Annotated in this window: 1 pseudogene; it reads right to left on the bottom strand. The window is 41.4% G+C overall.

What is annotated here, in order from left to right:
- Positions 1 to 353 precede the first annotated feature (353 nt).
- Positions 354 to 607: pseudogene (locus AB4274_RS18610) on the bottom strand (carboxypeptidase M32); the annotation flags it as partial.

Below are 607 nucleotides of genomic sequence, written 5' to 3' on the forward strand. Positions count from 1 at the left end.
TCTTAAGATCCTGTCTATGAGCCCTATGTAGGGTGGTTGTATGGCAGCAATACTTGAGGTAATACGAACTCTCAGAATTTTCTATCGGTCGTAGCTCACTTTTGTCCAGAATCGATTTAGGTTCTAATTCTCGCTAAACAGGAAGGGGGAGTGGGTTTCAATAAATCTGGAAGAGAAGCTCGCTTCTCTTTTTCTATCCATAGTCGTACGATTGATTTCCACTGAGTATTTTGGGCGGAAGTTGTTTCATTTAGCTCATCATTATAGATTGTTGCTGACTTTACGTTGAGTATTGAGATTGTGTCTCACACAGCACGCAGAATAACCCCAGCCTATGCTGGGGTTTATTTAAACTATAAGTAACGATTCCTTAAGTGCTCCTGGAAATGCATCGGGTTTAAAACTTCGCCTGTAGCTTGTTTAACTAACTCATCAGTAGTTAGCAACGACCCTTTCGACCAAATATTTTCTGATAGCCACGTAAATATTGGAGTCATATCTCCAGAGCGAATCGCCTCATCAACATTAACGGTTTGCTTCATTGATGCCATGAATTGAGCCGCATACATAGCACCAAGCGTATAGCTTGGGAAGTAGCCAAAACTTC

The sequence above is a fragment of the Vibrio sp. 10N.261.55.A10 genome (assembly GCF_041470825.1).
GTDB lineage: Bacteria > Pseudomonadota > Gammaproteobacteria > Enterobacterales > Vibrionaceae > Vibrio > Vibrio crassostreae_C.